General features: G+C 37.7%; 7 protein-coding genes. 2 read left to right on the top strand and 5 right to left on the bottom strand.

Translation table 11 applies throughout. The annotated features are described in order from the left end of the window. Positions 1-99 precede the first annotated feature (99 nt). Positions 100-306 carry a hypothetical protein gene (locus tag HUF13_RS14565; protein WP_304039230.1) on the top strand — a complete coding sequence of 69 codons (207 nt, stop codon included), beginning with the start codon at positions 100-102 and terminating at the stop codon, positions 304-306. 236 nt (positions 307-542) lie between these two features. Here the strand turns inward: HUF13_RS14565 and HUF13_RS14560 are convergent, their stop codons facing one another. Genes HUF13_RS14560 through HUF13_RS14540 form a run of 5 tightly spaced genes read right to left on the bottom strand, consistent with a single transcriptional unit; the run spans position 543 to position 7,552 of the window. Beyond that, the gene (locus HUF13_RS14560; RefSeq protein WP_173475805.1) at positions 543-1,793 is read right to left on the bottom strand and encodes an SUMF1/EgtB/PvdO family nonheme iron enzyme; all 1,251 of its coding nucleotides are present in this window, start codon (positions 1,791-1,793) and stop codon (positions 543-545) included. Positions 1,794-1,801: 8 nt separating this feature from the next. After that, entirely contained in the window at positions 1,802-3,178 is a 1,377-nt protein-coding gene (locus HUF13_RS14555; protein WP_304039228.1) for an SUMF1/EgtB/PvdO family nonheme iron enzyme, read from the bottom strand. Beyond that, complete coding sequence (locus HUF13_RS14550) at positions 3,175-4,644, bottom strand: SUMF1/EgtB/PvdO family nonheme iron enzyme (RefSeq protein WP_173475804.1); 1,470 nt, start codon at positions 4,642-4,644, stop codon at positions 3,175-3,177. Before HUF13_RS14550 ends, HUF13_RS14555 begins: the two co-directional genes overlap by 4 nt. Before the next feature lie 49 nt (positions 4,645-4,693). Then, positions 4,694-6,124 carry an SUMF1/EgtB/PvdO family nonheme iron enzyme gene (locus tag HUF13_RS14545; RefSeq protein WP_173475803.1) on the bottom strand — a complete coding sequence of 477 codons (1,431 nt, stop codon included), beginning with the start codon at positions 6,122-6,124 and terminating at the stop codon, positions 4,694-4,696. Positions 6,125-6,154: 30 nt separating this feature from the next. After that, complete coding sequence (locus HUF13_RS14540) at positions 6,155-7,552, bottom strand: SUMF1/EgtB/PvdO family nonheme iron enzyme (RefSeq protein ID WP_173475802.1); 1,398 nt, start codon at positions 7,550-7,552, stop codon at positions 6,155-6,157. A 128-nt stretch (positions 7,553-7,680) separates the two neighbouring features. On the opposite strand from HUF13_RS14540, the gene HUF13_RS14535 reads away from it, so the two are divergent. Beyond that, positions 7,681-8,634 (top strand): PD-(D/E)XK nuclease family transposase (locus HUF13_RS14535; RefSeq protein WP_304039227.1); only part of this gene is annotated, 954 nt, incomplete at its 3' end.

The following is an 8,634-nucleotide window of genomic DNA, read 5'->3' as shown; positions in this document are numbered from 1 at the left end:
TTCACCCCGCTTCAGCGTAGCAATTTCACTAAGCGGGGCTGTTTCGCTACTCAGAATTGGACTGCAATTCGGTGAAAGTTTTTAGAAAGGTGAAAACATTTGTTCGACAAATACGCTGATGAAGCTATCGAAGCCGAAATTTGGCTCAAAGGACGTGAACAGGGGCGTGATAACCGAAATGTTGAAAAGGCTCTTGACATGCTTGCCGATGACGAGCCTGTTGAAAAAATCGTCAAGTACTCCCGTCTTCCCGAAAGTAAAATTCTTGAACTGAAACAGTCACTGGTGATGGAAACGCGCAAGTAACAATCAAGTATTCCCGGCTGGAGCCTGTCCCGCACTTGTTGCGGGATGCCGGGAACGGTTTTTTGTCATTTTTGCTGATTGTACGCAATAGTGTCATGAGTGTAGCACGCAAGGGCGAAATCTGCATTTCGTCATTCCCGCGAAGGCGGGAATCTTCTGTAGCAGAGTATGTGTATATGAAAAAAAATGAGGCCTCATATGGGGTCTCATTTTGATAATCTCATTTTAGGAACAGGTTATTTCTTGTCAGACTTGACTTCGGTCCATTTGGCGTTATTGCCGATGTTGCGGATTAGGCGGAAACCGCCCGATGTAGCATATTCGGAGAAACCGTAAGTTATGTTTTCCCAACGTGGATACCCCCAGCGAGTCCCGATATAATTGTCACCACCTTTTCGACAATATGGATGAAGTGTATAACCAAAATCGGGACCCTCAAGTAATACTAATTCCCAAACCAAGCCAAAAATATCGTATAGACCATAACCATTTGGTTGTAATTGTCCGACTGGTTCGGTTTCTTCCCTATTTTCACTTCCGGTTCCAAATCTTGCATATTTCAAAGCATCTTTATAGTTTGCAGAATCTCCCCAAGGTGCTCTATTTTTCTTATCTCCGCCACGCGCAAACATCATCCACTCATTATAATAAGGAAGGCGATACCCATCCGAAGTACTATCCATGGATACAAGAACATAGTCATAGTTTATTTTGCGAAAATCACTATAACCTATAATATATTGATTTTTTGATAAGATTCTTTCTTTACTATGAGAGGCTTTCCTTGATATAAGTTTTTCTTTATCAATTCCATTAAATGTAAATTTGTAATATGGCTTAAGTCCATCGCGAATGCTACGCGCATTTGCGTAACTCATTGCTTGGAATATGAAAATATAATTTGCAGCGGAATCATTTGCAGGACAGATTCCGTTTTGTAAGCTGTTTGTTTTTCTATGAACCATAGTTTCATACCAGGCAGAACTTGTTGTGTCTGGTATATCATACCACATTTGTTGTATAAATTCGCAGTTGGTTACAGGATATTTGTCTATTAAATAAGAACCAGAAACAGAAACAAGCCTTTTGTAATCTTTTCTTCGAGGAGGAATAGCTCCTCCTCCGTGATATTCCCATTCGTCAAATTGTATTTGCGACATGTCTTCAATAATGGGAAATCCCGATTCATAGTATTTTATTGGCTTTTTTTTACTGGAATTCTTTTTTTGATCGTCGAATCCTAGCAAGACTTCCTCGTTATTAAAATTTAAATACTTCATTCCTATGGCTAAATTAATACGATGAGAACTATCTGATTCTGGTAAATACACGTTAATCGATTCAGTTCCAACAAAAATTCTAATCGTTTCAGTTTTTTCAGCCTCGATCCAAATTTCTTGATTTAAAGAATCAGTTGTCAAATCAACTTTTTTGTCGGCCAAGGCAAACGCAATGCAGGCGGCGATTAATAGAAAAATCAGTTTCATAGAAATACTTAATCCTTAACTTCGGTCCACTTGGCGTTATTGCCGATGTTGCGGATGAGGCGGAAACCGGCATTTTTGTCACTATTGATATTTAATTGAGAATAACCGTAATTTAGCTCTTTCCAATATGTAGTGGTATGATATTTATCATCATCTTTTCTTTTAAGAACGCCGTTATCTCCGCCTTTTAAACAAGAAGGACTGTTCTTCTGCACACGGAAAGGATTCGATTCTTCAAAAAGAACATGTTCCCATACTAGTCCGAACATATCATATAGACCATAGCCATTGGGAAGTAATTGACCTACGGATTCCGATTTGAAATTTTTTGCAGTGCTTAATTTTGCATATTTTTCAGTATCCTTAAAGGCTACGGAGGAATCACCCAAAGGAGCCTCGTTTTTCATGTCTCCGCCACGGGATAAAATCATCCATTCGTCATAATAAGGCAGCCTGTACCCATTTGACGAATAATCTGCAACAACCTTTATGAAATTGAATTGATTATTGCGTTTTGTAAAGTCGAAATATCCAATAATGTATTGACCTTTGGATATAATGCTTGATCCTTTTTCTTTTGTTTCAAAAAATCTATAATAAGGTTTTAAACCTTCACGAAAACTTCGCATATTAGCGTAAGCCATTGCTTGCAATAAAATTATTGAATTTGCAGCAGTGTCATGAGCGGGGCATTCTTTGTAAAAAAAACGTTCTCTGAAGACATCTGACCATCTTTCATGAACACCTTTTATCCACTCATGCTTGTATGAAAAATCTACAGGCATACTGTCATTCATAAAATGTGCTATTTCACAATTTGTTACAGGATACTTATCAACAAGGTATGTTCCAGTGATTAAAGCGAATCTCTCTGGGTCTTCTTGTTTTGAATGTGCAAGAGATAGGGCTTTTGCAATATTTCCTTCCTCTGGTTTTGGGCTATATCCAAGCAATACTTTTTTTCGTATGAATTTTAGATGTTTCATTCCTATTGCCAGATATATATTCCGCGAAAGCGGTCTTTTTGAAAAATGAACTTTAAGGGTGTCGCTTCCAACAAGAGATGGTGCTTGAAATACCAAGCATGAGTCGTTGAGTTTTTTTGAGTCTAATTTTGTTTCCCATTCCTTAACTTTTTTATCAATGCAAACTTTGACGACTTCATTCTTCTCCACTTCGAGCCAAAGTTCCTTGCGCAATGAATTGCTGCTCACATCAAAAGACCTTTGGATTTTATCTTTTGGAATGTTTCCCAAATTCTTAATTGGTTGGACACCTTGAGCATTCGCAAGCGCAAAGCATACCGTTAGAAGCAAAAAAATATTTTTCATACAATTGAATATACAAAAAAGAGAACCGGGATTGCTCGGTTCTTCATTTGTCATTTAGATTTGACTTCGCTCCATTTGGCATTGTTGCCGATGTTGCGGACTAGGCGGAAACCGGCTGCTATTCCAGGATAGCCGTACTCAAAACTGCCGTAGTTAAAATACTTCCAATAAGGCATATTGCCATTATCAATTGAACGAGTTTCTGTAACGTAGTATGTTCCGCCTTTTAAACAATACGGAAAATTAAAGTTAAAACAGAAAAATCCTAGAGGTGTGTTTAAACAACGAGAATGTTCAAGAAGAACTTGTTCGCTAACTAGACCAAATATATCGTATAAACCATATCCGTTTGGCTGTAGTTGACCGACTGGCTCTGATAACACCATTTCCTTTTCTGAATGAAAAAAATCTCTGTTCATAGATTTAAACTTTGCATGTTTTGACGCTTCTTTAAAGGTCGCTGATGAATCTCCCCACGGAGCCTTGTTTTTTTTGTCTCCTCCTCGTGCGAACATCATCCATTCGTCGTAATAGAGTAGTCTATAGCCATCAGACGAACTGTCTACTTTGACGGTGATGAACTTTTTTTCGTGTTCTGTAAAATCGTGATAACCGATAATATAACTAATAGCTTTTGAATGGCGGCCACCCAAAACAGCAGACTCGTCTGCTTCAGTTTCAGAAAAAACATAATACGGTTTTAACCCTTCGCGAATGCTGCGGGCATTTGCGTACATCATTGATTGGTATAGGTAACTTGTTGTAACTGCAGTGTCGTGAACCATACATTTTTCGTTTTCTTTCCATCTTTTTTTTCTGATAATCCATTCTTCTAGCTTTCTTTTATAATGGGACTTCGAAAAAGTATTTTTTTCAGGAATCTCTTTCTGCAATAGTTGTAAAAATTCACAATTTGTTACAGGATATTTATCAACTAAATATGTTCCTGTAACAGATACGAGTCTTTCTGGATCGAATTCCAAATCGTAGCTACTGTCAAAAACTAAAGATGAATCATATTTATTATAACCTAATAACACCTCTTCGTTTTTAAAATTCAAATACTTCATGCCAACGGCTAAATTGAGTTTAAAAGAACTGTCGGCATCGGGAAAATAGATGTTGATAGATTCAACACCTATAAGTGTTGGTGCCTGAATTGCAAGACAAGAATCGTTTTTTATATTCGAACTTAAAGATGTTTCCCATGCAAGAACTTTTTGGTCAGCGCAAATTTTGACAATTTCGTTCTTTTCGACTTCGAGCCAGTTTTCTTTGTCCAAAGTATCGCGGCTTACATTAAGAGTTCTTTTAATCTTTTTTAAACTCTTTGTAGGCTTGACACCTTCAACCGACTTTTTTACCAAAATCGGACCACGGATTTTTTCAGCAAATTTGACAAGCGTCGCGTGGTCCAAGCTATCCTTATACGCACCGCGACATTCCCCATGCTTATCATAATAAAATTGGGCATTCGCAAGCGCAAAGCATATTGTTAGGAACAACAAAAATATTTTCATACAATTGAATATACAAAAAGTGGACTGGGATAGCTTGGTCCTTCATTTGTCATTTAGATTTTACTTCTGTCCATTTGGCATTGTTGCCGATGTTGCGGATGAGACGGAAACCGCCTGAACGGGGATATTCATCAATGGATACGTAACTATAATCAATTGTTTTCCAATCAGAATATAGACTGCCGCCTTTCAAACAAGAAGGACATTGGCCAACACATGTTTCAGGAGTTCTTGGACCAAATTCTGTATAGGGACCTCGAAGAAGCATGATGCTAGGGTCATCCCCATCATTATGCAATTCCAAAAGAACATGTTCTTGAACTAAACCAAACATGTCGTAAAGACCAAAACCATTAGGTTTTAGTTTGCCTACAGGGCCCGATTCATTATACCTTCCCCATCTACAGAAATTAAATGGGACAAATGGAATGTCTATTAGATTTATTTTTTTCCACGCATCACCTTTTATTTCAATACATAATTTTGCGTACTTTGATACTTCATGAAACGAAGCTGAATCGCCCCAAGGAACACGCTTACTTTTATCCCCACCACGAGCCAACATTTCCCATTCGTCGTAATAAGGGAGACGGTATCCGTCCGACGTTGAATCTACCATCACATTAATATTTTTTTCTTCGTGTTCAATAAAATCATCATAAACTATGGTGTATTTATGTTTTTCGTCCGGCCATATTGAGACTCCATCTTGAGTATGATCATGTCTTATTTTGGGTTTAATGTGTTTGTATTTATCTGATTTTGGTTTTATTTCGATTATCTTCCTTGTAATTTCCGAAAACACATAATAAGGTTTTAAACTATCTCGAACGCTGCGAGCATTGGCGTATTTCATGGCTAAATACAATGGAAATAAAGTGGCTGCAGAATCATGAATACTGCATTTTTCATCGAAATCATGATTGTGTTTTCTAAGCATCCAGCTTTTTATAAAATCATTGTTTAAAGAATCTAAAGATGTAGAAAATGAAGGAATGTCTTCCCATAACGTATGTAGAATTTCACAGTTGGTCACAGGATATTTATCTACGAGATATTTCCCTGTTACTGATACATTTTTTCTTGACAATCCGGCTTTTAAAAGTAAGTCATATCCGTAATGAACTTCTTCATTTTTGAAATCAAGATACTTCATGCCAACGGCCAGATTGATTTTATAGGCGCTGTCGGTATCGGAAAAATGCACATTAATTGGATAGACACCGATAAGCGTCGGAATTTTAATTTTTAGGCACGAATCGTTTAAGACTTCGTTATCCAACGAGGTTTCCCACGTGTGAACTTTTGAATCCATGCAAATTTTGACGGTTTCGTTCTTTTCGACTTCGAGCCAGGTTTCCGCACTTAATTGTTCTCTATTAAGAATGACTTTTTTTACGCTCAGAAAACATGCAACGAGAAAGACTGACAAAGAGACTGCAAAAAAAACAATAACGGATATTAAATATTTTTTATTCATGGTAAATAAAATAGATTTTTTGTTTAATCGCTACTTTTCATCAACGGTTTCGACTTCTGTCCATTTGGCATTATTGCCGATGTTGCGGACTAGGCGGAAACCGCCAGCGTATTTAGGAAAATAATCGTTTGAAATGTAATCGTAACTAATACTTTCCAAGTCTGAACGACGGATTCCACCTTTTAAACAAGCTGGGCAATCATCTATGCATCTTAATGGGTTTCTCTTTTTTTCTTCTTTAGGTTCAATGGTAAAAAAAACATTATAATTATCTCTTGAATAATTATGCTTTTCAAATAGAACTTGTTCTTCAACTAATCCAAACATATCATATAGGCCAAATCCATTAGGCAAGAGTTTTCCAACAGGTCCTGATTCATAATCATTTTTGCACCAATGAAAAAATGATATTATCTTTTGTAAAAGACCTAAATCCTTTAAATCAGAACAACTTACCTTATCTTCAAATTTTGCATATTTAGAAATTTCGTTAAAAGAAGTTGAATTACCCCAGGGCACATTATTCTTTTTATCACCTGCACGAGCAAGCATAACCCATTCGTCATAATAAGGAAGCCGATAACCATCAGAAGACGAATTATCATAAACTTCTATCAAGTTATTTTCATGCTCTATGAAATCATGGTAAACGATAAAATAATGATGCTCGGGAACTTCTTCAACTCCGTTACGATTGACAGACCTTGCTTTGCGATCAATTTGTACAAATTTATTACTAGTGTTTGAAAAGATATAATACGGTTTTAAACCGTCTCGTACACTTCGAATATTGGCATATTTCATCGCCAAATATAAAGGAATTGTACTTGCTGCAGAATCATGGGTAATACATTTTTCGTTATTTTTTCTTGATTCCTTTTTTTGTACCCAAAATTTTGTAAAGTCATTTTCCATGGTATCTATTTGGGGAGAATTTAGAGGAATTTCATCCCATAACAGTTGTAAAAAATCACAATTAGTCACAGGATATTTATCAACTAAATAGGAACCCGTAACATATACGATTTTTTCTTCAAATGGAATCATTTGGTAAGCATCATTACCATATAAAGTTTCTTCATTTTTGAAGTTCAAATACTTCATGCCGACGACTAGATTAATTTTATAGGCGCTGTCAGAATCTGGAAACTTTATATTGATTGTATTGATTCCGTTAAGTTCTGGAACTTGAAATTTTAAACACGAATCGTTTAGAATTTCTGTATTCAGCGAGGTTTCCCATGCACGAACTTTTGCGTCAACGCAAATTTTGACGGTTTCGTTCTTTTCGACTTCGAGCCATGTTTCGGCATTTAGGGAGCTGCGCTTTAGCGCGATATATCTTACCGATTCTGTACATGATGAGCAAAATAGCGAACAAACAATCAGAGCAAACCAAATAACAACTAAACACAATTTCTTTTTCATGCAACGCAATATACAAAAGTAACGTCGTTTGCAATTGTCCTACAAAGTTTTCATGAGCCAAACGGCTTGCTGAAGCGTGTTAATAGTATAGGGGGCAAATCATAACCAACCCTCTAAAGGAATTGTAAATGACCGAAAACAACACGACTTCAGAAAAGAAGGCCTACTATATCGTTACGAACGCGCAGGGCGAACAGTTCTTGCTTCCGTATTATAGTGAAACGTTTCGCGTGCTGATGGATGACAAGGACACCATACGCGATATGCTCAACTGCCTGCTTGGGCTTGACCATGACCATGAAATCATAGATCTCGATTACGAGTTCGAGAAGCCCATTGACGTTTTCATGCCGGAAGATGACTCCGCGCGCCTAGACGTGTGGGTAACCACCAGGGATAACCGTTATTTTAATATTGAGATGCAAAACCGGAGTCATCCATTCTTTTTGGATCGCTTGCAACTTTACAATTCCTACCAAACATTGCGTGGCAAGTACGAATATAACAGGTCAACGTATTTCAAATTGATGGAGGAAAAGGAGCGTAAGGTTCATTTCTATGAGCTTCCTGAAACGGTGTCCATCTGGCTTTGTAATTTCCAAATTCTCAAGTCAAAGGATATTTTTAAGGATACTTGGGCCGTCTATAGCGAGGACGAGGTTCACCACAGCGACTCAACACATCGGGCTCTTCCCATTTTCAGTAAAAATAGATATATTGTAGTTGATTTACCGAACTTTAAGAGGATTCGCAAGAGCGTCAGTTCGCGCGAGGACTACTGGCTGAAACTCTTGTCTCAAGGGCCACTTGAAGTTCCCGAATCGAAGGACCCGATCTTTAGGGACGCGCTCAACCGTTTGCGCGTAAGCCGCATAAGCCCTGAACTGCTTAAAGCCTTGGAGGAACATATGTTCGACAAACACGCTGATGAAGCTATCGAAGCCGAAATTTGGCTCAAAGCAGAAGCAAAAGGACGAGAACAAGAACGTGCAGAAAATAAAGTCGATACAGAAGCCGTTCTGCGAGCCAAGGGTCTTTCTGAATCGCAGATTGCTGATATACAATCCGAGCTTGAAGCCCTT

Origin of the sequence: Fibrobacter succinogenes, assembly GCF_902779965.1 — a bacterium.
Lineage (GTDB): Bacteria > Fibrobacterota > Fibrobacteria > Fibrobacterales > Fibrobacteraceae > Fibrobacter > Fibrobacter succinogenes_F.
This window is presented reverse-complemented; position numbering and strand designations above follow the sequence as displayed.

Excerpts from the sequence above, each read along its gene's own strand:
- HUF13_RS14555 (WP_304039228.1), bottom strand. The coding sequence starts at position 3,178 with ATGACAAATGAAGAACCGAGCAATCCCGGTTCTCTTTTTTGTATATTC.
- HUF13_RS14550 (WP_173475804.1), bottom strand. The coding sequence starts at position 4,644 with ATGAAAATATTTTTGTTGTTCCTAACAATATGCTTTGCGCTTGCGAAT.
- HUF13_RS14545 (WP_173475803.1), bottom strand. The coding sequence starts at position 6,124 with ATGAATAAAAAATATTTAATATCCGTTATTGTTTTTTTTGCAGTCTCT.
- HUF13_RS14540 (WP_173475802.1), bottom strand. The coding sequence starts at position 7,552 with ATGAAAAAGAAATTGTGTTTAGTTGTTATTTGGTTTGCTCTGATTGTT.
- HUF13_RS14560 (WP_173475805.1), bottom strand. The coding sequence starts at position 1,793 with ATGAAACTGATTTTTCTATTAATCGCCGCCTGCATTGCGTTTGCCTTG.